Genomic DNA, 20940 nt, shown 5'->3' with positions numbered 1-20940 from the left:
GGTGCCCCGGATTCTCGTCGTCGAGGATGAAGAACCGCTGACGCTGCTTCTGCGCTACAACCTGGAGGCGGAAGGATATTCCGTCGACACGGTGGGGCGCGGTGACGATGCGGAATTGCGCCTTCTGGAAGAGGCGCCGGACCTCCTCGTTCTCGATTGGATGCTGCCGGGCCTCTCCGGCATCGAACTCTGCCGCCGCATCAGAATGCGCGAGGCGACCGCAAAACTCCCCGTCATCATGCTGACGGCGCGCGGCGAGGAAGACGAGCGCATCCGCGGCCTTGCCACCGGTGCCGACGATTATGTCGTCAAACCCTTCTCGGTGCCCGAGCTGATGGCCCGCGTGAAAGCGCTCCTGCGCCGCACGCGCCCGGAAATGGTCGCCGACAAGCTCGCCGCCGGCGATCTCGAACTCGACCGCGGCACCTTCCGCGTCTTCCGCGGGGGCCGCGAGATCCATCTCGGGCCGACGGAATTCCGGCTTCTGGAATTCCTGATGCGCAGCCCGGGCCGCGTCTTCACCCGCGAGCAGCTCTTGAACGGCGTCTGGGGCCGCGACGTCTATGTCGACGAACGCACCGTCGATGTGCATGTCGGCCGCCTCAGAAAGGCGATCAACCGCGGCCGCATGCGCGACCCGATCCGCACGGTGCGCGGCGCCGGCTACGCCCTCAACGAGCAGTTCGTCACGACCTGATTTTTTCGGGACAATCCGCGCAGCAGGCTCCATTCCTCTCCCCTTCTGGGGAGAGGTGCCCGCGAAGCGGGCGGTGAGGGGTGGACGAAGAACGGATCTCGGCGCGGGATGGAAGACCACCCCTCATCCGGCGGGCTTCGCCCGCCAACTTCTCCCCAAAAGGGGAGAAGAACTGGAGCCCGCTGCAACGCCCTTGCGTCAGATGCGGTCGTCATCCTCAAGGCGAGATGAAGAGCGGCCAGCAGGCAACTCGCAGAAAACCCCTATTTCGTCCCGTACATGCGGTCGCCGGCATCGCCGAGGCCGGGCAGGATATAGCCGTGATCGTTCAAATGGCTGTCGATCGCGGCCGTCACCACAGGCACGTCGGGATGGGCGGCGCGGAAGCGCTCCACACCTTCGGGCGCAGCCAGCAGGCAGACGAAGCGGATGTCCTTCGCCCCGCGCTCCTTGAGCCCCCGGATCGCGGCGATCGCGGAATTCGCCGTCGCCAGCATCGGATCGACGGCGATGACGACACGCTCGTGCAGATCTTCCGGCGCCTTGAAGTAATATTCCACCGGCTGCAGCGTTTCAGGATCGCGGTAGAGACCGACATGGGCGACGCGGGCGGCCGGCACCAGATCGAGCATGCCTTCCAGAAGGCCGTTGCCGGCGCGCAGGATGGAGGCGAAGACGAGCTTCTTGCCGGCCAAGGTCGGCGCTTCCATGGTGGCGAGCGGCGTCTCGATGGTCGTCGTCGTCAATTCCAGGTCGCGCGTCGCCTCATAGGTCAAAAGTGCTGCAATCTCGCGCAACAGACGGCGGAAACTCGCCGTGGACGTGGCCTTGTCGCGCATGATCGTCAGCTTGTGCTGGACCATCGGATGATCGACGACCGTCACATCCCGTCTCGTTGAAGCGTCCACGCCCCTCTCCTTCTCGTCTGTCGTTCGTCGGCGGCTTCTGTCTCACCTTGGGTGAAATGGGTCACGGCACCAAGGTCAACCCGCAGCCTGGAACCGGACGACGATATTCACCGGCGAAATCGCCTCAGATCAGGCTCGCGCCCGCGGCAAGAGGCGGCAGGGCAAGATGCGCCGACAGCGTCTGGCCGACATCAGCATAGGTCGAAAGCTCGCCCGCCCGGCGCCCTTCGATCCCCGGCCCGAAGGCCAGAACCGGCACTGTTTCACGTGTGTGATCGGTGCCTGTCCAGGTCGGATCGTTGCCGTGATCGGCCGTCAGGATGACGAGATCGCCCGGCTTCAGAAGCGCAAAGAGCTCCGGCAGGCGCCGGTCAAAGGCTTCGAGTGCCGCCGCATAGCCGGCCGTATCGCGCCGGTGGCCGTAAATCTGGTCGAAATCGATGAAGTTGGTGACGATGAGATCGCCGTCCTTGGCCGCACGCGCCGCCTCCAGCGTCTTGTCGAACTGGCTCTCGTTCTCCGGCGCCTTCAGCGTCTGCGTCACGCCGTGACCTGCAAAAATGTCGGAGATTTTTCCGATCGCCCAGACGTCGCGGCCCGCCTCCTTCGCCTCGTCGAGGAGCGTGCGCGCCGGCGGCGGCACGGAAAAATCCCGCCGGTTGCCGGTGCGCGCGAAACTTTCCGCGCCGTCGCCCTTAAAGGGGCGCGCGATCACCCGCCCAATGCGGTACGGGTCGCAAAGCTTTCTCGCGATCCGGCAGGTCTCATAAAGGCGTTCGAGCCCGAAAGCCTCCTCATGCGCGGCGATCTGAAAGACGCTGTCGGCCGAGGTGTAGCAGATCGGCTTGCCGGTCTTCACATGCTCCTCGCCGAGTTCGGCGATGATCGCCGTGCCGGAGGCATGGGTGTTGCCGAGAATGCCGGGCAGCCCCGCTTGCGCGATCAGCGCCTCGGTCAACTCGGCCGGAAAGGCCGGCTCTTCGGCCGGAAAATAACCCCAGGCCTCGCGCAACGGGCAGCCGGCGAGTTCCCAATGGCCCGTCGTCGTGTCCTTGCCGCGCGAGCGTTCGCGGGCGAAACCCCAGATCGCCTCAGGTTCTGCGACATGCTCAAGCCCCGCCGGATAGGCGCCCGACGCCGCCTCCGCGGCCCGGCCGAGACCCAGCCGGTTCATGTTCGGGATGGTGAGCGGCCCCTGCCGCAGGCCGGCGCGGTCGGCTTCGCCGTTGGCGCAACATTCGGCGATATGGCCGAGCGTGTTCGCACCTTCATCACCAAATTCGGCTGCGTCCTTCGCCCCGCCGATGCCGACGGAATCCATCACCAGAAAGAAACCGCGGGCCATCATTGCAGCCTTTCGACAATCAGGGGATTGGCCGAAACCGGTGTCTCGGCGATGCGGTAGGCGCGCCTGATCGCATGCGCGGCATCGGCGAACGCCTCTTCGTCGCGGGCATGGACGAGCGCCAGCGGATGATCCGGCCCCACCTCGTCGCCGATCGCGGCAAGCTGCGTCACGCCGACGGCATGGTCGATCGCATCTTCAGCCCGTCGCCTGCCGCCGCCGAGCGTCACCACGGCGACGCCGATGGCGCGTGTGTCGATCGCCTCGACATAGCCGGTGCTGGCGGAGCCGACCATGCGCGCAAAAGGCGCTTTCGGCAGATGGCGTTCCGGATTTTCGACGAAATCCGCCGGCCCGCCGAGCGTGCTCACCATCTTCTGGAAGCGCTCCGCCGCCGCCCCGTTCGCAAGCGCCGCCCACGCCATCTCCTCGCCCGCCTCGGCGGTGGGCGAAAGGCCGCCCAGCCTCAGCATCTCGCCGGAAAGCGCGATGGTGACCTTTTCGAGCCGCCGGTCGCGATGCCGGCAGGTCAGGAAATCGACGGCATTCTGCACCTCGACCGCATTGCCGGCGGCCGAAGCGAGCGGCTCGTTCATGTCGGTGATGAGCGCGGCTGCGGGAAGCCCCGCCCCCTTTGCGACCGTCACCAGGCTTTCGGCGAGACGATGCGCATCGGCCGGATCGGCCATGAAGGCGCCGGTGCCCGTCTTCACGTCGAGGACGAGGCCGGAAAGCCCGGCGGCGAGCTTCTTCGACAGGATCGAGGCGGTGATCAGCGGCACCGATTCCACCGTCGCCGTCACGTCGCGGATGCCGTAAAAACGCTTGTCGGCCGGGGCGAGATCGCCGGTCTGACCGATGATGGCGCAGCCCGCCTCCGCCACCACCTTGCGGAAGGTCGCAAGATCCGGCTGCGTCTTATAACCCGGAATGGAATCGAGCTTGTCGAGCGTGCCGCCGGTATGGCCGAGCCCGCGCCCGGAAATCATCGGCACCAGCCCGCCGCAGGCCGCCACGATCGGGGCCAGCATCAAGGAGACATTGTCGCCGATGCCGCCGGTCGAATGCTTGTCGAGGATGGGCGCGTCCGCCTCCGGCCAGGTCAGAACGTCGCCGGAGCGGGTCATCGCCTGCGTCAGCGCCACGATCTCGGCCTCGTCCATGCCGCGGAAGAAAACGGCCATGGCGAGCGCCGCCACCTGTCCTTCGGTGACGATGCCGTCCGTCAGCCCCTGCACGAAAAACGTGATCTCGTCGGCGCTCAGCGCGGCGCCGTCGCGCTTGTTGCGGATGATTTCCTGCGGCAGAAAACTCATCTCGCCCCCTCCCCGGAGAAATGCCGCATCAAGATCGCCTCAAGCTTCTCTCCCCCGAGCGGTGCCACGGTCTTCGTCTCCTCATGCGAAAGCTCGCGCCCGGTCATGCCGGCCGCATAATTGGTGATGACGGAAAAGGCCGCGACGCGAAGCCCGAGAAAGCGCGCCAGGATGACCTCCGGCACGGTCGACATGCCGATCGCATCGGCACCCAGAATGCGGGCGGCACGGATTTCCGCCGGCGTCTCGAAGGACGGCCCGCTCACCCACATATAGACGCCTTCGGCGATCTCACGGCGCGCCTCTTCGGCCGCGATCCGGAAATCGCCGATCAGCACCCGGTCATAGGCCTCCGTCATGCCGACGAAGCGCTGGTCGGAGGCCTCGCCGATCAAGGGATTGGCGCCGAGAAGGCTGATATGGTCGGTGATCTGCATCAGCGAGCCCGGCGGCATGTCTTCCCGCAGGCTGCCGGCCGCATTGGTCAAAATCAGCGTTTCGACGCCGAGAGCTTTGAGCGTCCCGAGCGCCGGGCGCATCACGTCGGCGCGGCCATGCTCATAAAAATGCGACCGCCCGGCCATCAGCGCCACCGGCGTGCGCCCCAAAATTCCGATCACGAGCTCTCCGGCATGGCCGGAGACGGAGGGCCGCGGAAAGCCGTCGAGCTCCGCATAGGGGATCGCCACGGCATCCTGGAGCTTGCCCGTCAGGCCCGACAGGCCGGAGCCCAGAACGATCGCCGCCTTCGGCGCCATGCCGGCGCGATCGGCAATGGTCTTTGCAATCGTCTCGGCTCTCATCATTCCTCGTCCAGATCGAAAGCGAGCGGCAGGAGCGTGCCGAGCGACGCATAGGCGACGGGGCCCGTCGCATCGCAGAGATGCACGAGCGTCTCTTCGGTGCCGAATTCGCGCAGCCGCTGGCGGCAACCGCCGCAGGGCGTGATGCGTGGCATCTTGGCGGCGAGAATGGCGATTTCGGCGATCTCGCGTTCGCCGGCCGCGACCATCGCCGCGATCGCGGAGGTCTCCGCGCACCAGCCTTCCGGAAAACTCGCATTCTCCACATTGGCGCCGACGAAAATCTTGCCGCTTGCGGTGCGCAGCGCCGCTCCGACGGGAAAATCCGAATAGGGGGCATGCGCGTTCAGCATCGCCTTCCGCGCCGCCTCGAAAAGATCGCGCGCCATTCTAGCGCTCCTTCACATAAGGGATGCCGCCGGCCTTCGGCGGCACTGCGCGGCCGATGAAGCCTGCGAGCAGGATGACGGTCAAGATATACGGGAGCGCCTGCATGAACTGCACCGGCACCTCGCCGATCACCGGCACGTTGGCGCCCTGCAGGCGGATCGACACGGCATCGAGAAACCCGAAGAGGAAACAGGCGCCCATCGCCGGCCAGGGGCGCCATTTGGCGAAGATCAGGGCGGCGAGCGCGATATAGCCCTTGCCGGCCGACATGTTGACGATGAAGCCCGCCGATTGCGCGATCGCGAGATAGGCACCGGCGATCCCCGTCAGAATGCCGCAGATGACGACGGCCCGGTAGCGCAGGAAGGGGACGGAAACACCCGCCGTATCGACCGCCGCCGGGTTCTGCCCGACGGCGCGCAGCCTCAGTCCGAAGCGCGTACGGAAGAGCACCCACCAGGTGAGCGGCACCATCAGGAACGCGACATAAACGATGAGATTGTGCCCGGAAATGAGCTCGTAATAGATCTCGCCCACGACCGGCACGTCGCGCAGCGCCTCAGCCCCCGGCAGAGTGATCGCTCCGAAGCGCGCGTCGGCCCCGAGCTGCGGCGTGCGCCCGCCTTGCGAAAACCAGGCCTGGCCCAAGAGCGCCGTCATGCCGGCGGCGAGAAAGTTGATTGCGACGCCCGAGACGATCTGATTGCCGCGCTGGGTGATGGAGGCAAAGCCATGCACCAGCGCCAGCACGATCGAAGCCGCGATCGCAGCCAGAAGCCCGAGCCAGGCGGAGCCCGTCCAATAGGCGGCGGCCGCCGCAAAGAACGCACCGGCCAGCATCTTGCCTTCCAGGCCGATATCGAAAATGCCGGAGCGTTCCGAATAAAGCCCGGCAAGACAGGCGAGAAGCAGCGGCGTTGCGAGCCGTACCGAGGAATCCAGGATGAGGACGATCGTGGTCAGATCCATCTCGGCCTCCCTCCGGCTCGCACTCTCCCCCGCCTCACGACCTCTCCTCCTCGGCCACGACGCGCTCGCGCTGGCTCGTCGACATCAACGCAAACGCCCGCCCGATCCCCGGCCGGAACATGTGTTCGAGCGCGCCGGCAAAGAGAATGACGAGCGCCTGGATGACGACGATCATGTCGCGCGAGATCGTCGGCATGTCGAAGGCGAGCTCCGCGCCCCCCTGATAAAGCATGCCGAAGAGAAACGCCGCGAGCACCACGCCGACGGGATGCGCACGCCCCATCAGCGCGACCGCGATGCCGACGAAGCCCGCGCCCTGGACGAAATCGATCTGCAGCCGCTGCTGGTCGCCCATCACCGGGTTCAAAGCCATCAGCCCGGCAAGCCCGCCGGAGACGAGCATGGTGACGATGGTGATCTTGACCGTCGAAATGCCGGCATAGACGGCAGCCGTCGGATTGAGGCCCGTGGCGCGGATCTCGTAGCCGATCTTCGTGCGCCAGATGAAATAATAGACGAAGACGCAGGCCGCGAGCGCGACGAAAATCGAGATATTGGCGGGCGCCGCCCCCATATCCGCGCCGAAGAGATGGAAGAGCCCACCGAGTTCCGGCAGCGTGCCGCCCGCCTCGAAGGTGCGGGTTTCCGGCTGCATGGAGCCGACCGGCGACAGATGGTCGACGAGGAGCCAGACCATCAGCGAAGAGGCGATGAAGTTGAACATGATCGTCGTGATGACGATGTGGCTGCCGCGCTTTGCCTGCAGATAGGCCGGAATGAGCGCCCAGGCGGCGCCGAAGAGCGCGGCCAGGACCGTCGCGACCGGCAGTGTCACCCACCAAGGCACATAGCGGTCGAGCGCCAAGGCCGCGACCGCGACGCCGAGGCCGCCGAGATAGGCCTGGCCCTCGCCGCCGATATTGAAAAGCCCGGCATGGAAGGCGACGGCGACTGCGAGGCCGGTGAAGATGAAGTTCGTCGTATAAAAGAGCGTGAAGCCGACGCCCTCGCCGAAGCCGAGCGCCCCCCAGATCAGGATTTTTACCGCTTCGAGCGGGTTCTCGCCGATGAAGAGCACGACGAGGCCCGCGACCAGGAAGGCCACGACGACATTGACGAGCGGGATGACGCCGACCTCGACCCATGTCGGCAGCTTTTGGAACGGCGCGCTCATGCTTTTGGCTCCGCTGCGCTCGCGCGGCCCATTTCGCCCTCCGCTTGAGCTTCCTCAGCGCTCTCCCCTTCACCCTCCTCCGGCGTCACGCCCGCCATCATCAGGCCGAGTTCGCCTTCGGAGGCCTGGGGCCCGCGCTCGCCGACGATCTTGCCGGAGAACATCACAAGGATGCGGTCCGACAGCGCGCGGATCTCGTCGAGTTCGACGGAGACGAGGAGGATCGCCTTGCCCGCGTCGCGCATCGCCACGAGCTGGTGGTGGATGAACTCGATGGCGCCGATATCGACGCCTCTGGTCGGCTGGCCGACGAGAAGCACGTCGGGATCGCGCTCCATCTCGCGGGCGAGCACGATCTTCTGCTGGTTGCCGCCGGAGAAATTCGCCGTTTTCAGCCGCGGGTCGGGCGGGCGGATGTCGTATTGCTGCATCTTCTCGCGCGCTTCCGCCTCTATCGCGCTCCGGTCGAGAAAGACACCGCGCCCATAGGCCTTGTCGCGGTGATAGCCCAAAATGGCGTTCTCGTTTTCCTCAAAGCCCATGACGAGGCCCATGCGGTGGCGATCCTCCGGCACATGCGCGAGCTTGGAACGCCGCCGCATCGCCGGATCGGCGCGGCGGGCGAGATCCTCGCCGTCTGCGAGCCGGATTTCGCCCGAGGTCGCGGGACGGATGCCCGACAGGGCCTCCAGAAGCTCCGACTGGCCGTTGCCGGAGACGCCGGCAATGCCGACGATCTCGCCGGCGCGCACCTCAAACGACACGTCCGACACCCGCGCCACGCCGTTGCCGTCGACGACGGAGAGGTTTGTCACCGTCAACAGCGGCGCCCCCGGCGCCGCCTCGCCCTTTTCGACGCGCAAGAGCACATGCCGGCCGACCATCAGCTCGGCGAGCTGTTCCGGCGTCGTCTCGGCAGTCTCGAGCGTCGCCACGATCTCGCCGCGGCGCATGATCGAGACATTGTCCGTGATCGCCATGATCTCGCGGAGCTTGTGGGTGATCAAAATCACCGTCTTTCCCTGGCTCTTCAGCTGGCGAAGGATGCGGAAGAGGTGATCGGCCTCCGACGGCGTCAGAACGCCCGTCGGCTCGTCGAGAATGAGCGTGTCGGCGCCGCGAAACAGCGCCTTCAGGATCTCCACGCGCTGCTGCAGCCCGACCGGCAGATCGCCGACGACGGCGTCGGGATCGACCTGCAGCTCGTATTCGCGTTCGAGCCGTTTCAATTCCGCACGCGCCCGGCTCACGCCCGCCTTCAACAGCGTGCCGCCCTCCGCCCCGAGGATGACGTTTTCCAGAACCGTAAAATTGTCGACCAGCATGAAATGCTGATGCACCATGCCGATGCCGGCCTTGATGGCATCGTCCGGCGAGGTGATTTTCCGCTTCTCGCCGCGCACGAAAATGTCGCCGGAATCGGCCTCGTAAAACCCGTAGAGGATCGACATCAGCGTCGATTTGCCGGCCCCGTTCTCACCGACGATGCCGTGGATCGTGCCTTCCTCGACGAGAAGATCGATGTCGCGGTTGGCCTGGACCGCGCCGAAACTCTTGCTGATGCCGGACAGCGCGATCGCCGCGGGCGCCTGCATGTCGAGCTCGCCCGGCATCCGGCCCGGCACCTCATCACCAGACATCATCGGCCCCACCCCCAGATGCGTTGTGGGCCGTCTCATGGGCCGCCGGCTTTCTGCCCTCGGGACCTCCGCCCGGGCAAGCCCTGGCTGCGCGGGTTCTTGCCACCAGGGTCGCCGCCGCGCGAACTCTCGTTGCCCGAATCTTGCCCGCCCGAACGCCCGTTGCACGGACCCTGCCGGCCCGACCCCCCGTTGCATGAACCCTGCCGGCCCGCACCTTGCCGGCTCGAACCTTGCTCATCCGAACCGATGCGGCTTCGCCGCCGCCTTTCGGCCGGGCGGCCTTTGCTTGCGGATCGTCTGTGTCGGGTCGGTCCGTTCTGAAATTCATGCAGGACAAAACGCGTGGCAGGCCGGAACATGGCCGGATGGGACGGCTTTCGGCCATCCTGGCACGCCCGGCCGCCGCTTGCACGCCGAAATCACCCGTCACGAGCGCCTGAAACCCGGCTTTTTCCCCTGCCGCAGCGTCAGGTTTTTCGGCTGCCGCTACGTCAGGTTTTCGCGCGCCACGGCCGATCTCCAAGCACGGGCACCAGCGATCGGGTGTTCTTCCCCCCACCCCTTTGTTCCTTGGCGGAGAAGGTGGCGCCGAAGGCGCCGGACGAGGGGTGACCTCTCAATTCGCCTCAGAGCCCGCAGCAGCACCCCCCTCACCGCCCGCTGCGCCGGCATAACCCGACGCGTTTCGAGTGAGAGTGATCTCTTATTTCGCGCGGGAGCAGGCGATTGGGGTTCTTCTCCCCTGTGGGGAGAAGGTGGCGCCGAAGGCGCCGGAAGAGGGGTGATCTCGCAATTCGCCTCAGAGCCCGCGGCAGCGCCACCCCTCACCGCCCGCTGCGCGGGCACCTCTCCCCAGAGGGGCGAGGAAAGGCGTCTGCCGCTTGCGGGATGGCATGTGCCGTTGCCTCCGAACGAGCTGGACACAAAAACGGCTCAAGCCGAAAGGCGGGCATCATCTCTGATGGAAGGCCGACGCGTTGAAAACCCAACAAGATCGGTTTATCCTGCAGCATGGTCACCGTGCTGCGCTCCGGCGCGTTCCGCGTTGTCATCTATACCGACGACCATGAACCGGCGCATGTGCATGTGTTCGGCCACGGCATGGCGAAGATCGATATTTCCGGCGCCACCCCACGCCTCATCGAAACGACGATGACGAAGGGCGAGCTGCGCAAGGTCGCGACGCTCATCGTCCGTCACCAGGCCGCCCTCAGGGAAAGATGGAGAGACATCCATGGCTGAGTTCGAATTCTCCGACGCCGAACGCGAGGCGGCCACACGCCGCGCCAAAGCCGAGGCGGCCGGCCGGCCGACGCCCAAAAGCGTGCGCTACGATCGCCCGTCCGGCCGCATCCTCGTCGAGTTCGAAAACGGCTCCGCCTTCATGGTGCCGGCGCGCTCTTTGCAGGGTCTGGAAGAGGCCTCCGACGACGACCTCGCCGAGGTCGAACTTTTGGGCACCACCGGCTTGCATTGGGAGAAGCTCGACGTCGATTTCACCATTCCCGGCCTGATGGCCGGCATCTTCGGCACGGCGCGATACATGCAGCAGAAGGGTGGCCGGTCCCGCTCGCCAGCAAAAGCCGCCGCAGCACGCGAAAACGGCAAGAAAGGCGGCCGCCCGCGGAAAGTTTCCGACAAGGCCCGATGAGACCCGAAGAGGCTGCAAATTTCAGCGCCAGCGATCGGAGTTCTTGTCCCCGCCCCCTGTGTTCCTCGGGGGGAGATCCTTGACCAAACGAGATCGGCGAAACCCCTACCGCATCGCCTGCCGCGGCTCGCGCTCGGTTCCCAAAATCAGCGCATAGAACCCGCCGGAGCGCGCCGAAGGCGCCACCGCGCCGGCGAAGCCGATCTCCGTCACATAGGCGTTGCGCAAATTCTTCTCATGCCCCGGCGAGGCGACCCAGCCCTGGAACGCTGCGGCCTCGCTTTTGTAGCCGCCGCCGAGGTTTTCCGCGATCGCGCCCCAATCATAGCCGACGGCCGCCACCCGCTTCGGCAATTTCCCGGCCACCGTATGGCTGATGTCGTTTTTCCGCGCCATCGCCAGCGCCTGGCGTTCGGCGACCACGTTCAAGCGCGGCGACACGCTCACCGGCCCGAGCCCGTGGCGCGCCCGATACTCCGTCACCATCGCCCGCATCGCCGCCACATCGACCGGCACATTGCGCGCCTGAAACGTTTCGGACGGCCCGGCACAGGCGGCAAGAAGAAGCGTGACAACGAGAATGAAGCTGCGCATCGAATATCTCACCGTTCCTTGATCTGCCGCAGACGCGTGCTCTTCATCGGAAGCTCGAACATCGCCCCTCCTTCCACGATGGCCGCCTGCGTTTCAATCGTCTCCCAAAGCGCCAGCAATCTTTCCATTTGTTTTATGGTCTTCGCCTTGGTGAGGGCGCGGGAGAGAAAAAAGCCGACGAGCCTCGAATTGCGAAAGGCGTAACGCTCGGCCTGCGTTCGGGTTATCCGCCGGTCACCCGAAATCACCACCCAACGCCCCTGTGCACTCAGCTCCTCGATCCAGTGCCGATCGCTCGTGGCTGGTGGGAAAAGCTGCCGAAGATGCTGCACCTCGTGATCGGGAGAGAGAATTTCGTTGAGGGCGCGAGCGAGCGCCGGAGGAAGGTTCTCGTCGATCAGAACCTTCACGCCGCCTTCAGGTCTTGCTCGAAGCGGACGGCATCGCGGACGACCTCGGGCGCCACCTCGAAAAGATGCGCCACCCGCTTCACCGAGCCCTCGGCCTCGACCGCATCGGCAAGGGCCGCGGTCGGCACGCCGGAAGCGGCAGTGATCGGCTTGCCGAAAGAGCGCTCCGGATCGATGACGATGGAGCCCTTGCCGCGAAACGGCCGCCACCGCACGACGGTCTCGTCTTTGAGATCGAGGTCCTTGAAGGTGCGCTCCACGATCCGGCCGAAGGCATATTGCCCCTTCTTCAGGTCGAGAAGCTCCGCCCCCCCGCTCTCGCGAAGCGATTGCAGAAAAATGGTCTCACCATCCGTCCGGAAACGCCGCGTCGAAAAGGCGTGCGTGTCGCCGACGATCTCCTGCGCCCGTCCGAGGCACGTGCGGATAGTCTTCAAGCCGAGACCGGCATCCAGAAACGCTTTGACGAAGCGCAACTCGACGAGATCACGGAAACCGAGCTCCAGAGCTTCGTCGAACTCCGCCAATTCCGGTTCCCACAAAGGCGGTACGTCGCGGCGAAGGCCGTCGCGACGATAGCTGTAGCCGGAAAGCCAGCGGCGGATCTTGGCCGGCGAGGTCTTCAAAAGACGCGCGGCTTCAGGCGCCGAATAGGCCCCGATCCCGAACGGAAAGCCGCTCACCTTTTCAGATACACGCGCGTCCATGGGCTGATCTTAGCCGGTTTGAAGCAAGTGGGAAGTCGCCAATCCTAAGATCCGCGCACCCCGCGTTTACTTCATCGCAGGGCACGAATTGTCCGACATGTAATCGTGCACCTTGATCTCACCCGAGGTGATCTCTTTCGACGCTTCTTCCACCTTGGTCTTCATCTCGTCGGTGATGAGGTCTTTGTTGGACTCATCGAGCGCCCAGGCGACGCCGTCTTCGGCGAGGCCGAGGTTCTGCACGCCGCCCCATTCTTCCATCGAGACGCCGTTCTGAACGTCCTCGAACGCCTTATAGACGGCGTTGTCGACGCGCTTCACCATCGAGGTCAGAACCGAGCCCGGATGCAGCATGTTCTGGTTGGAATCGACGCCGATGCCGAGCTTGCCGGCATCCGCTGCCGCCTGCAGCACGCCGATGCCGGTGCCGCCGGCGGCGTGATAGACGACGTCGGCGCCGCGGTCGAACTGGCTCTTGGCAAGCTCGCCGCCCTTCACCGGATCGTTCCAGGCCGCGCCCGTCGTGCCGGTCATGTTGGCGTAGATCTCGATATCGGGGTTCACGGCCTTGGCGCCTTCGACATAGCCGCATTCGAACTTGCGGATGAGCGGAATGTCCATGCCACCGATGAAGCCGATCTTGCCGGTTTTTGAGGCCATCGCCGCCAGCATGCCGACGAGATAGGAGCCCTCATGCTCCTTGAAGACGATGGAGCGCACATTCGGCTCGTCGACGACGGCATCGATGATGGCGAATTTCGTGTCGGGATATTCCTCCGCCACCTTTTCGATCGCCTGGGCCTGCGAGAAGCCGATGCCGATGACCGGGTCGAAACCGCGCTGGGCGAAACGGCGGAGCGCCTGCTCACGCTGCGAATCGTTCTGCAATTCGAAGTCGCGGTAATCGGTGCCGGTCTCTTCCTTGAAGCGTTCCGCGCCGATATGCGCCGCCTCGTTGAAGCTCTTGTCGAATTTGCCGCCGAGATCATAGACGATCGCCGGCTTCACCTCCTGCGCCAGCGCATGGCCGGCTGATATCGCCATGGCGCATGCTGCAAAAGCGCCGGTCGCGAACCGCATGAGACCCATTCCGTTCTCCCTTGAAGTCTTCGCTGGCGGCTTTGCCGCCCAGGTTGCCATGGGCCTCAGATTGACATGGGCTCATGTGCGTTGCACCTCCTTTATCAGGCACATCCAGGTTCGATATGGCGTCTTCCCACAAGATCGAAACACTCGCCTTTCCCGTCCTTCTCGGCGATATCGGCGGCACCAATGCCCGCTTTGCGCTTCTCCCCGGCAGGGACGAGGAGGTGCTCCATTTCGCACCGGTCCGCACCGGCGACTTTCCCAACATCGAAAGCGCCGTCCGTGCGGCGGTCCTCGCCAAGACCGACATCCGGCCGCGTTCGGCACTCTTTGCGCTCGCCGGGCCGATCGACGGCGACGAGGTCGATCTCACCAATGCCGAATGGATCATCCGCCCGCGCGACGTGATGGTGGCAACCGACATCGAGGACGTCGCGCTTCTCAACGATTTCGAGGCGCAGGCGCTGGCGATCTCCGCCCTCGACGATCCCGGCATGACGACGGAGGCGATCGGGCCGGAGCTCGCGCCGGAAGAGAATTGCCGCGTCGTTCTCGGCCCCGGCACCGGGCTCGGTGTCGCCGGCCTCGTCTACGCTTCGAGCCTGTGGACGCCGGTGCCGGGCGAAGGCGGGCATGTGGCACTCGGGCCGGATGCCGACGACGAATTTCCGATCTGGCCGCATATCGAAAAGGAGGGCGGGCGCATCTCCGCCGAGGCGCTTTTGGCCGGGCGCGGCATTCCGAGGCTTTACCGGGCTGTGGCCGCCGCGCGCGGGCTTGCCGCATCCTTGTCGACACCGGCGGAAGTGACGAATGCGGCACTTGGCGGCGAGGATCCGCTCGCGCTCGCCACGATGACGCTCTATTGCCGCCTGCTCGGGCGCGTCGCGGGCGACCTTGCCCTCGTCTTCATGGCGACGGGCGGCGTCTTCATCGCCGGCGGCATCGCGCCGCGCATCGCGCTTCTCCTCAAAGAGGGCGAATTCCGCCGCGCCTTCGAGGCGAAATATCCGCATGAAAACCTGATGCGGCAGATCCCGACGCGCCTCGTCACGGCCGAGCAGCCGGCACTCACCGGCCTTGCCGCCTTCGCACGGGCGCCCGAAAGATTCTCCGTGCCGCTCGACCGCCGCCGCTGGCGTTAGAGCGCATCGCGCGGGCTCAGCTCTTGCGCCGTTTGGCGCCGGTCGAAGGCGCAGCTGTCGCCGGGTCTTCCGGCCAGTCGTGTTTCAGATAGCGGCCGCGCATCTCCGCGCGCACATCGCGCCACGAGCCGCGCCAGAAGCCGGGGAGATCCTGGGTCACCTGCATCGGCCGCCCGGCCGGGGATAAAAGCTCGAAAGTGAGCGGCAGGCGGCCGTCCAAAATCCTCGGATGTACATCGAGCGAAAAAAGGTTCTGCGGCGTGATCGCGACCGTCGGCGTGTCTCCGGAATAATCGATCGCGACCTCGCGGCCGGATGGCGCCACAAACGTCGCCGGCGCCTTGCGATCGAGCTCTTGGAGCTTGGACCACGGAATCAGCGGTTGAGTCGCCTCTTTGACCGAGTCTCGGCTGATTCCGCCGAGCGAGAGACTTGTCCCCGCCAAAGGCAGGAGCCATTCCTCGGCGCGTTCGGCGAGCGCTTTATCGGAAAGATCGGGCCAGGCGTCGCCCTCATGCCGGCGCAAAAAGGCAATGCGATCAAATATTTGTCGGGTTTCTTCGGGCCAGGGCAGAGCCTCCAGTCCCCGCTTCAGCGCGGCCTCGGCGAGAAGCGCCGCCGCTTTTTCCGGATCGAATGATTTCAATGGCTTAGCGGAAATGACCAGCGCGCCAAGCCGACGCACGCGGCGGGCATTGATGCGATCCGCCGCCGAATCATAAGAAAACTCATCGTCTTCTGAAATCTCGAAAGCCGCCTCAATTTCGCCGCGCGTCAGCGGTGCGGCGAGCAGAATGCGTGCATCGGCGCCGCCGCCCTGGACTTCGGCGATCGCCAAAAACTCTTCTGCAGCAAGGGGATCGCCCTCATCGAGATAGGCGCCGCGACCGTTCGCCATCAAAAAGCGGCCGCCCGGTCCTCGCGATTTCGCGATCCTTTCCGGCCATGCGGCGGCAAGATGCAGCCCGGCCGAGGTCGCCCCCTCTCGCGGTTTTCGCCCCACTGTCTCCTCCGCCAGCCGCGCCCAGCGCTTCGCCGCCTCGCGCGCCTTCGCCCCCCGCCCGCCGCGCGCGCCGCGCACGACGGAAAGGCGATGGTGAAGGTCGCTGGAACGCCCGCCAAGTCCTTGTTCAGACACAAGAACTGCGATCTCGGCGGCTTCCCACGCCGCGCCGTTTTCGGCCGCCAGGAGGATCATATGGGCCAGGCGCGGGGCGAGCGGGAACGTCGCCAGCGCCTTGCCGTGCTCGGACAATAGGCCCGAGCGGTCGATCGCGCCGAGACGGCCAAGAAGCTCCATCGCCTCCGAAAACGCCGCCTGCGGCGGCGGATCGAGCCAGGCGAGCGCTTCGGGCTCACGCACGCCCCAGGAGAGAAGCGACAGCACAAAGGCGGAGAGCTCCGCCTCCAGGATTTCCGGCCTGTCGAAGGGCATGAGCCCGGCATTCTGCGGCTCGTCCCACAGCCGAAAGCAGAGGCCCGGCTCGGTGCGACCCGCCCGGCCGCGGCGCTGATCGGCGGCCGCGCGCGACACCCGCACCGTCTCAAGCCGCGTGAGGCCCGAGCCCGGATCATAGCGCGGACGCCGCGACAGGCCGCTGTCGACGACAATGCGCACGCCCTCGATCGTCAGCGACGTCTCGGCAATGGACGTCGCCAACACCACCTTGCGGCGGCCGGCAGCTGCGGGACGCACCGCTCTGTCCTGGTCTTTCAAGTCGAGGGCGCCGTAAAGCGGCGCGAGATCGACATGCGCCCCAACCTTGCCGGCAAGCCGGTCGGCAAGGCGCAGGATCTCCGCCTGGCCAGGCAGAAAGGCGAGCACGCTCCCCTCCTCCTCGCGCAAGGCCTGCAGGATCGCGGCTTCCACGCCGTCTTCGGCCCGTCTGTTGGGAGACTGCCCGAGATAGCGGGTGTCGACAGGAAAGAGGCGGCCGGCGCCCTCCACCACCGGCGCATCACCGAAAAGCGCGGAAAAGCGCGCCCCGTCGACAGTCGCCGACATGGCGCAGAGCTTCACATCGGGACGCAGCGCGGAGCGGGCATCCAGCGCCAGCGCCACACCGAGATCGGCATCGATCGAGCGCTCATGCACCTCATCGAAGAGAATGGCACCGATCCCCTCAAGGCCCGGATCGTCGAGGATCATGCGCACGAAAACGCCGCCCGTGACGAGTTCGATGCGGGTCGTGCGGGAGATGCGGCTTTCCATGCGCACGCGGTAGCCGACGGTCTGGCCCACCTCTTCGCCGAGCATTTTTGCCATGCGGGAGGCGGCGGCACGCGCGGCAAGCCGGCGCGGCTCAACAACGATGATCTTGCCCGTGCCCGCCAGCCCCTCCTCAAGAACCGCGAGCGGCACACGCGTCGTCTTGCCGGCGCCGGTTGGAGCAATGAGGACGGCCGCACCCGGCACGCGCAGCGCGTCAAACAGCGCGGGAAGCGCTTCCTCGACCGGCAGACGCAAGGCATTCATTCGTCGCTCGTCCCACCCAGCTCGATGACCGGCCCCCCAGCGGCCTCGGCATCCTGGCGATCATGCGTCACCAGAAGGACCGGGAGATTGCGTTTGCCGGCCTCATCGAAGACGAGCCGACGCATCTGATCGCGCAGGGCCACATCGAGCTTCGAAAACGGCTCGTCGAGGAGGAGCGCGCGTGGGCGCGACAGGAGCGTGCGAAGAAGCGCGATGCGTGCTCTCTGGCCACCGGAGAGTGTTGCCGGGTCGCGGCCTTCCATGCCCTCGAGCCCCACCTCCGCAAGGGCGGCCGACACGGTGTCCTGACGCGCCTCACGGGAGGAGCCCGGCCGCAGGCCGAAGAGAAGGTTGCCGGCAACGGACAAGTGCGGAAAAAGCAAAGGATCTTGAAAGAGAAGGCCCATCTGGCGGGCTTCTGCAGGCCGGCGGGTCACGTCTTCGCCGGCCAAAAGCACCCGCCCTTCAACCGCAAAAATCGGATCGAGAAAACCGGCAGCAAACGCAAGAAGCGTCGATTTCCCGGAGCCCGAGGGCCCCATCACGGTCAGGACCTCGCCTGGGCGGATCGTCTTGTCGACAGACAGAAGGAGCCGGCCCGCGAGGCTGATCCTCACCTGCGAAAGGGTCAGGGCATCGGTTGCTTCGGGAGCTGAGGTCATCCGCCCGCACGCATGGCCGCGCGGCGGCGAAAAAGCAAGGCGGGAAGCATGGCAGCAAGTCCGAAGCCCAGGAACGGGAGAAAGGCCTGAACGAGCGCGGTCGCAGCCGTGATGCGCCGATCGCCACCCGACGACAGGGCCACGGCCTCAGTCGTCACGGTCGGCCAGCGCCCGGCACCGATCAGGAGCGTCGGCAGATAAAGCGAAATCGAAACGGCGAAGCCGAGCGCCGTCGCGGTCGCGATCGCACGAGACAGCATCGGCAGGCGGATCCTCCAGAAGACGGCATCGGCACTGCGTCCGAGACTTCGCGCGATCAAAGCGTAGCGCGGATCAAGCGCATGCCAGGGCTGCGACAGCGAAAGAAGCACATACGGGAAAACAAAGACGAGATGGGCGAGGACGACGGCCAAAAGCCAGCCGTCGAGGCGCAGCGAGACGAGGAGCATGTCGAGGCCGAAGAGAAATGCGATCTGCGGCACGAGAAGCGGTAGATAAAGCGCGACCAGCGCTCGCGTCGTCGTCGTTCCGCCGGTGCGAGTCTCATATTCCAGCGCACCGAGAGCAAGAACGACGGCCAGGACGGAGGAGAGCCCGGCGATCAAAAGGGCGTTGTCGAGAGGCCCGCCCAGCGTCGCGATCACGCTGCGCCAGGTGTCAAAGGTCAGCGCATTCGGCCAGATATCCGGGAAAGCCCAAAAGCCGGCGATTGACCAAAGCGCCAGCGTGGCGAGACCGGCGAGGACGAGACCGGCGGCAAGGCTCATCGTTGCCCCGGCCAGATGGCGGACAAGCCCGTCACGGCGAAAGCGATGACCCGACGCCATCAGCTTCGCTCCAATTCGGGCGACGAGCCATTCGAGAGCAAGCCATAGGCAAATAGCGAAAGAGGCGAGCGCAAACTGCGCCAACGCGCCGGCAGCCGCGAGGCTACGCAGGGACAGGTCAGGATCCGCCTGCCATTCCAGGATGCGCACAGCGAGGGGGGCCGGTGTCGTCGGCCCGAGAATCAAAGCGACATCGACGACGGAACAGGCATAGGCGATGATGGCGAAGATCGGCAGACGGAGCTGGGCGTAGAGCGGCGGCAGAACGGAGAAAAGAAAGGCCGCGACGCGGCCGTAGCCGAGCGCCCGGGCCATGTTGAGACGCGGCTCCGCCTCGACCTGCGGAAGGGCCGCGAGGGCCATCAGGAAGAGGAAAGGGATCTCTTTCACGACAAGGCCCGCCGTCATCGCAAGCCCAGCCGGATCATGCACGATCAGCCAGTCCGGCGGCCGCGCGAAACCGCTCGGCCAGGGGGACAAAGCCCGCATCAGAAGGCCGGAGGGCGCAATCAGAAAGGCGAGCCCGAAAGCCGCCGCCGCATGCGGGACAGACAGGAGCGGCGCAATCAGGCGCCGAAAGACGCGAAAGACCCGCGTCCCATGCCAGGCGGCGACAAAGCCCATCACCACCAGGAAGGCAAGAGTCGTCGTGCACAGACCCGCGCACAGGCTGAGGGCGAGGGAGACACCAATGCCGGGCGCGCCAACAAGTGCGACGAAGGGCTCGAGAGAGAAATCCTCAAGCCCGAGAACGGGGAGATAGCCGAACGCCGGCAGCGCCGCACCGAGGAGGCCGGCGACCACCGGCAGCACCAGAAGCGCGAGAACCGCAATCGGAAAAGCGATCAGCCGCGATCGCGGCCGCTCCAGCTTCTGTTGAGTCGGTATTATTGGCCAGCTCTGTAGCGCCGCGCCCATTCTGTCTCCAGCCGCTCCATCCAGCTTGCATGCGGTTCGGGAAGCGCCTTGCCGAGGTCTTCCGGTGGCAGGGTGGCAACGCCGAGGTCGAGCGCATCAAAGCGGGCACGATCCTCCTGCGGCAGGGCATCGACATCGAGGACCGTCGGATCCCCCCAGACATTCGGGTCCTGCTTGCGGGCCTGCGCCTCCGGCGACATCAGGAAATTCGCAACGACCATGGCACCCGCCTTGGCATTGGCGTTGAACGGGATCGCCAGGAAATGCGAATTGGCGATCGATCCCGCCTCCGGAACATAGCTTCTCACCGTGTCCGGCAATTCGTGGGCCGCAATGGCGCTTGAGGCATCTGCCGGATTGAAGGCAAAGGTGATATCGACCTCGCTATCGGCGAGAAGTCGGCGCAACGTCCCGTAATTCTGAGGGAAAGCGCGCCCCTGCCGCCAGAGAAGCGGATGGAGTTCGTCGAGGAACGCAAAGAGCGGCTTCGTCTGGCGGGCGAAGGTCTCGTCATCGGCCGCCTGCATCAGCACTTCGGGATCGGGAGCAAGCTCGTAGAGCGCCTGTTTCAGAAAAGTGGAACCGAGAAAGTCGGGCGGCTGCGGATAGGTGAAACGACCGGGATTGGCCTTCGCCCATTCCAGGAGAGCCGGCATGGATTTCGGCGGATTTTCCAGGCGCGCCGTATCGTAGAAGAAGACAAGCTTCGCCATGCCCCATGGCGCTTCGAGCCCGTCGGTCGGCACGGTGAAATCAGTCTTGACCGTGGGTTTTCCCTCCTCATCCACGAAGCGGTAGTTCGGCAGCTTCGTCGCCCAGGGGCGGTCGAGCAGGAGACCCGCCTCTTTCAGAGAGACAAAATTCTCACCATTGATCCAGACGAGATCCACGGTGCCATTCTCATCGCGCCCGGCCGCCTTTTCCGCAACGATCTTGGAGACGACATTGGCGGTGTCGGCGACCTTCACCTGCTTCAGCGTCACGCCAAAGCGCTCTTTGACCTCGCCGGCAGCCCAGGCGATGTAGGCATTGATGCGGGTCTCGCCGCCCCAGGCATGGAAATAGACGGTCTCGCCCTTCGCTTCGGCAAGCACGGCCTCCCAGTTCTCAGGATCGGGCGACTCTGCATGGGCGGTCGCTGCAAAGATCAGCGCGAAGACAGCGGCGAATATCCTGGACATGGCGTTCTATCTTTCTCCCGTGCCATTCCTTGCGGGCC

Annotated in this window: 20 protein-coding genes; 4 read left to right on the top strand and 16 right to left on the bottom strand. The window is 65.5% G+C overall.

All coding sequences use genetic code 11. The annotated features are described in order from the left end of the window. Nucleotide 1 precedes the first annotated feature (1 nt). Nucleotides 2-697: a phosphate regulon transcriptional regulator PhoB gene (gene phoB, locus BLP76_RS00505; RefSeq protein WP_092809987.1), complete on the top strand. Its 696-nt coding sequence runs from the start codon at nucleotides 2-4 to the stop codon at nucleotides 695-697. Between the two features lie 263 nt (nucleotides 698-960). Here phoB and upp read toward each other — a convergent pair whose 3' ends face one another. The 8 genes from upp to BLP76_RS00465 form a co-directional block, all read right to left on the bottom strand. Further along, nucleotides 961-1605, bottom strand: a complete 645-nt coding sequence (gene upp / locus BLP76_RS00500) for a uracil phosphoribosyltransferase (protein ID WP_280139898.1) — start codon at nucleotides 1603-1605, stop codon at nucleotides 961-963. A 124-nt stretch (nucleotides 1606-1729) separates the two neighbouring features. Continuing rightward, nucleotides 1730-2950 carry a phosphopentomutase gene (locus BLP76_RS00495; RefSeq protein WP_092808949.1) on the bottom strand — a complete coding sequence of 407 codons (1221 nt, stop codon included), beginning with the start codon at nucleotides 2948-2950 and terminating at the stop codon, nucleotides 1730-1732. After that, complete coding sequence (deoA, locus tag BLP76_RS00490) at nucleotides 2950-4266, bottom strand: thymidine phosphorylase (RefSeq protein WP_092808948.1); 1317 nt, start codon at nucleotides 4264-4266, stop codon at nucleotides 2950-2952. Before deoA ends, BLP76_RS00495 begins: the two co-directional genes overlap by 1 nt. Next, the gene (locus BLP76_RS00485) at nucleotides 4263-5072 is read right to left on the bottom strand and encodes a purine-nucleoside phosphorylase (protein WP_420867606.1); all 810 of its coding nucleotides are present in this window, start codon (nucleotides 5070-5072) and stop codon (nucleotides 4263-4265) included. The genes deoA and BLP76_RS00485 overlap by 4 nt, the downstream gene beginning before the upstream one ends. Continuing rightward, complete coding sequence (gene cdd, locus BLP76_RS00480) at nucleotides 5069-5458, bottom strand: cytidine deaminase (protein WP_092808945.1); 390 nt, start codon at nucleotides 5456-5458, stop codon at nucleotides 5069-5071. Before cdd ends, BLP76_RS00485 begins: the two co-directional genes overlap by 4 nt. A gap of 1 nt (nucleotide 5459) precedes the next feature. Next, nucleotides 5460-6428, bottom strand: coding sequence for an ABC transporter permease (locus tag BLP76_RS00475; RefSeq protein ID WP_092808944.1), 969 nt, complete (start codon nucleotides 6426-6428; stop codon nucleotides 5460-5462). Nucleotides 6429-6462: 34 nt separating this feature from the next. Next, nucleotides 6463-7602 (bottom strand): ABC transporter permease, encoded by a 1140-nt coding sequence (locus BLP76_RS00470; protein WP_092808943.1) that lies wholly within the window; start codon nucleotides 7600-7602, stop codon nucleotides 6463-6465. Then, entirely contained in the window at nucleotides 7599-9197 is a 1599-nt protein-coding gene (locus tag BLP76_RS00465; protein ID WP_092809985.1) for an ABC transporter ATP-binding protein, read from the bottom strand. Before BLP76_RS00465 ends, BLP76_RS00470 begins: the two co-directional genes overlap by 4 nt. Nucleotides 9198-10256: 1059 nt before the next feature. On the opposite strand from BLP76_RS00465, the gene BLP76_RS00460 reads away from it, so the two are divergent. Further along, complete coding sequence (locus BLP76_RS00460; protein WP_092808942.1) at nucleotides 10257-10487, top strand: DUF4160 domain-containing protein; 231 nt, start codon at nucleotides 10257-10259, stop codon at nucleotides 10485-10487. Continuing rightward, entirely contained in the window at nucleotides 10480-10896 is a 417-nt protein-coding gene (locus BLP76_RS00455; RefSeq protein ID WP_092808941.1) for a DUF2442 domain-containing protein, read from the top strand. Before BLP76_RS00460 ends, BLP76_RS00455 begins: the two co-directional genes overlap by 8 nt. 105 nt (nucleotides 10897-11001) lie before the next feature. Here BLP76_RS00455 and BLP76_RS00450 read toward each other — a convergent pair whose 3' ends face one another. The 4 genes from BLP76_RS00450 to BLP76_RS00435 form a co-directional block, all read right to left on the bottom strand. Further along, the gene (locus tag BLP76_RS00450; RefSeq protein WP_111328850.1) at nucleotides 11002-11490 is read right to left on the bottom strand and encodes a CAP domain-containing protein; all 489 of its coding nucleotides are present in this window, start codon (nucleotides 11488-11490) and stop codon (nucleotides 11002-11004) included. A gap of 8 nt (nucleotides 11491-11498) precedes the next feature. Beyond that, complete coding sequence (locus BLP76_RS00445; protein WP_092808939.1) at nucleotides 11499-11900, bottom strand: PIN-like domain-containing protein; 402 nt, start codon at nucleotides 11898-11900, stop codon at nucleotides 11499-11501. Beyond that, nucleotides 11897-12607: a hypothetical protein gene (locus BLP76_RS00440; RefSeq protein ID WP_092808938.1), complete on the bottom strand. Its 711-nt coding sequence runs from the start codon at nucleotides 12605-12607 to the stop codon at nucleotides 11897-11899. The genes BLP76_RS00445 and BLP76_RS00440 overlap by 4 nt, the downstream gene beginning before the upstream one ends. Nucleotides 12608-12673: 66 nt before the next feature. Further along, entirely contained in the window at nucleotides 12674-13687 is a 1014-nt protein-coding gene (locus tag BLP76_RS00435; RefSeq protein ID WP_171904367.1) for a BMP family lipoprotein, read from the bottom strand. Nucleotides 13688-13812: 125 nt separating this feature from the next. Here BLP76_RS00435 and BLP76_RS00430 point away from each other — a divergent pair, with 125 nt between their 5' ends. Further along, nucleotides 13813-14838, top strand: coding sequence for a glucokinase (locus BLP76_RS00430; RefSeq protein ID WP_092808937.1), 1026 nt, complete (start codon nucleotides 13813-13815; stop codon nucleotides 14836-14838). A gap of 16 nt (nucleotides 14839-14854) precedes the next feature. Here BLP76_RS00430 and hrpB read toward each other — a convergent pair whose 3' ends face one another. Genes hrpB through BLP76_RS00410 form a run of 4 tightly spaced genes read right to left on the bottom strand, consistent with a single transcriptional unit; the run spans nucleotide 14855 to nucleotide 20902 of the window. After that, complete coding sequence (hrpB, locus tag BLP76_RS00425; protein ID WP_092808936.1) at nucleotides 14855-17314, bottom strand: ATP-dependent helicase HrpB; 2460 nt, start codon at nucleotides 17312-17314, stop codon at nucleotides 14855-14857. Continuing rightward, nucleotides 17311-17976: an ATP-binding cassette domain-containing protein gene (locus BLP76_RS00420; RefSeq protein WP_092808935.1), complete on the bottom strand. Its 666-nt coding sequence runs from the start codon at nucleotides 17974-17976 to the stop codon at nucleotides 17311-17313. The genes hrpB and BLP76_RS00420 overlap by 4 nt, the downstream gene beginning before the upstream one ends. After that, nucleotides 17973-19721: an ABC transporter permease gene (locus tag BLP76_RS00415; RefSeq protein ID WP_111328849.1), complete on the bottom strand. Its 1749-nt coding sequence runs from the start codon at nucleotides 19719-19721 to the stop codon at nucleotides 17973-17975. Before BLP76_RS00415 ends, BLP76_RS00420 begins: the two co-directional genes overlap by 4 nt. Next, nucleotides 19691-20902 carry an ABC transporter substrate-binding protein gene (locus BLP76_RS00410; protein ID WP_092808934.1) on the bottom strand — a complete coding sequence of 404 codons (1212 nt, stop codon included), beginning with the start codon at nucleotides 20900-20902 and terminating at the stop codon, nucleotides 19691-19693. Before BLP76_RS00410 ends, BLP76_RS00415 begins: the two co-directional genes overlap by 31 nt. Nucleotides 20903-20940 lie beyond the last annotated feature (38 nt).

Source organism: Afifella marina DSM 2698, from assembly GCF_900102695.1.
GTDB classification, from domain to species: Bacteria; Pseudomonadota; Alphaproteobacteria; order Rhizobiales; family Afifellaceae; genus Afifella; species Afifella marina.
This window is presented reverse-complemented; position numbering and strand designations above follow the sequence as displayed.

Coding starts and splice junctions, on each gene's coding strand:
- BLP76_RS00475 (WP_092808944.1), bottom strand. CDS start 6,428: ATGGATCTGACCACGATCGTCCTCATCCTGGATTCCTCGGTACGGCTC.
- cdd (WP_092808945.1), bottom strand. CDS start 5,458: ATGGCGCGCGATCTTTTCGAGGCGGCGCGGAAGGCGATGCTGAACGCG.
- BLP76_RS00455 (WP_092808941.1), top strand. CDS start 10,480: ATGGCTGAGTTCGAATTCTCCGACGCCGAACGCGAGGCGGCCACACGC.
- BLP76_RS00440 (WP_092808938.1), bottom strand. CDS start 12,607: ATGGACGCGCGTGTATCTGAAAAGGTGAGCGGCTTTCCGTTCGGGATC.
- BLP76_RS00495 (WP_092808949.1), bottom strand. CDS start 2,950: ATGGCCCGCGGTTTCTTTCTGGTGATGGATTCCGTCGGCATCGGCGGG.
- hrpB (WP_092808936.1), bottom strand. CDS start 17,314: ATGAATGCCTTGCGTCTGCCGGTCGAGGAAGCGCTTCCCGCGCTGTTT.
- deoA (WP_092808948.1), bottom strand. CDS start 4,266: ATGAGTTTTCTGCCGCAGGAAATCATCCGCAACAAGCGCGACGGCGCC.
- BLP76_RS00410 (WP_092808934.1), bottom strand. CDS start 20,902: ATGTCCAGGATATTCGCCGCTGTCTTCGCGCTGATCTTTGCAGCGACC.
- BLP76_RS00485 (WP_420867606.1), bottom strand. CDS start 5,072: ATGATGAGAGCCGAGACGATTGCAAAGACCATTGCCGATCGCGCCGGC.
- BLP76_RS00415 (WP_111328849.1), bottom strand. CDS start 19,721: ATGGGCGCGGCGCTACAGAGCTGGCCAATAATACCGACTCAACAGAAG.
- BLP76_RS00470 (WP_092808943.1), bottom strand. CDS start 7,602: ATGAGCGCGCCGTTCCAAAAGCTGCCGACATGGGTCGAGGTCGGCGTC.
- BLP76_RS00465 (WP_092809985.1), bottom strand. CDS start 9,197: ATGCAGGCGCCCGCGGCGATCGCGCTGTCCGGCATCAGCAAGAGTTTC.
- BLP76_RS00420 (WP_092808935.1), bottom strand. CDS start 17,976: ATGACCTCAGCTCCCGAAGCAACCGATGCCCTGACCCTTTCGCAGGTG.
- BLP76_RS00450 (WP_111328850.1), bottom strand. CDS start 11,490: ATGCGCAGCTTCATTCTCGTTGTCACGCTTCTTCTTGCCGCCTGTGCC.
- BLP76_RS00430 (WP_092808937.1), top strand. CDS start 13,813: ATGGCGTCTTCCCACAAGATCGAAACACTCGCCTTTCCCGTCCTTCTC.
- BLP76_RS00435 (WP_171904367.1), bottom strand. CDS start 13,687: ATGCGGTTCGCGACCGGCGCTTTTGCAGCATGCGCCATGGCGATATCA.
- BLP76_RS00460 (WP_092808942.1), top strand. CDS start 10,257: ATGGTCACCGTGCTGCGCTCCGGCGCGTTCCGCGTTGTCATCTATACC.